The 1,807-nt window shown below is 34.2% G+C and carries 2 protein-coding genes; both read right to left on the reverse strand.

Annotated features, from left to right (window positions below):
- Positions 1–144: 144 nt before the first annotated feature.
- Complete coding sequence (locus L1275_RS16480; protein WP_253476101.1) at positions 145–666, reverse strand: hypothetical protein; 522 nt, start codon at positions 664–666, stop codon at positions 145–147.
- A gap of 1 nt (position 667) precedes the next feature.
- Positions 668–1,807: RHS repeat domain-containing protein (locus tag L1275_RS16485; protein WP_371923518.1), on the reverse strand; the 1,140-nt coding region annotated here is incomplete at its 5' end.

The raw sequence follows: 1,807 nt of genomic DNA on the forward strand, positions 1-1,807 counted from the left end.
TTAAGCTACTTTTCTTCATCCTTAGTAGTTCTAAATGATAAAATATCAACTTCTGCTATAGAGTTGCGGATTTATGGGAGGACTCGCGCGGTAGCCTAGCCGAATGTTTTTAATATTCGTGTACCAGCGGGGGAGAGAAAGCATTTATTCACAATTTAATTTAGGCGTTTTTATAATCCCTAAATTGGTAATAACTCTTTTATACTTCTTCAAATTATTTTTACAAAAAAAATATTTAGCCCCCTTTTTTTTTTCATCTGTTTCAAAATCTATAAAAGGAGATTCCTCTTCATTTTGAATCTTGTTATTCAGAATCAGTTTTTCTAAGATATCTTTATCACTTCCATAATTATCATCCCACCAAAAGAATAATTTATTTTTATATATAATAAACTTATTTGGGAGATAATTATCACTAAAAGCTTTCTTCTCAGAAAATAATAGTTTATCAGAATTGTCCATAATTGAAAAGGCATAATAGTCTTCCACTTTCAAATCAAAATTTACAAAAAAAACTTTACCCTCTAAGAATAATTGTGTGTTTGAAAAATCAATGATACCATTAAAAATAGCATCTTCATAATTTCCCTTTTCACTAAGTTGTGATTTATACGAATTACAACTTACTAAACTTATAAAAATCAAGGCATATAAATACTTTTTCATATTATTCTTTACTATAATCAATAATATGGGGCTTCTTCGCTCCATATCCATTTGGATGTGTTAATATATAATAATTGAGTTTAGAATTTTGTTTAAGTCCACTATCTCTTGAGTTTTTATCTGCTCCTGACGGCTCGAATCGAGATGGTTCATTGGGATGAGTATGAAAAAAACCCTTCAATTCATAGCTCTTAAATTCTCCGATAGTACTAACAACATCTCTAATAGCGTCTGAACCCGACGAAAAACTCTTTGTATATGTATTACCTTTATACTTTCCTAATGTCATATGTGTAATTTCTTCCGTTCCATTATTTGAAAAATAAGCCCCTTTTATTTCTTTACCCACATAGTCAGCTAATTCCAATGCAAATCTTTCTACACCTGTTCTAGTTGCATTTCCAGCCCCACCAACATTAATAACATTACTATCGGTTTTTAAATTCATTCCATCAGATAAAATACCTTTGTCAATATTATCAATAGCAACTTTAGGATTCCCTTCTCTATCAGTTTTCACATTACCTTTACCATTAGTAGCTAATATTCTATCAGATTTATCATTCGTTTCTCCAACTTGTTTTACATCCCCCGTTTTTCTATTTAAAGTATAATCTGTTTCCGCAGCCATCCCTGTCGGGTCAATCAGATTGATTGGATTGTTGTGTACATAGTGGTAGGGAGTCCATCCGGGGAACTGCTCCGCCATCAGGTCTACACTCAAAAACACACTGGTACCTGGATCGTAATAACGCGCGCCGTAGTAGTAATATCCTGTGGACTCATCGAGTTCTTTCGCATTGAATTTATACACATTTTCAAAGATGTTGTTGGTACTTTGCTGTACCATAATCTCCCCAAAAGGCAAATATTCTATATACTGACACGGTTTGCCAAAAACATCTGTAATATACGAAGAACTACCCAAATGATCGCCGTGATACCACCAAATTGGTATATCCTCCTGCTGCGGATCAGCAATGATATCAACTTTTTTTGGTGGATTGTTCGTCCAAGTACCTCCATCAATCCCCGGATCTAAAGTCTCCTTCGGAAAAACCGGATCCTCCTGCGGCGGAGATACCGGATCTGGTGGTAGATCTGAAATAACCAGCTTGCAAAATTTTATCCTGATTCGACC

The organism is Flavobacterium sp. HSC-61S13 (genome assembly GCF_024171535.1).
In the GTDB taxonomy this organism is placed as follows: domain Bacteria; phylum Bacteroidota; class Bacteroidia; order Flavobacteriales; family Flavobacteriaceae; genus Flavobacterium.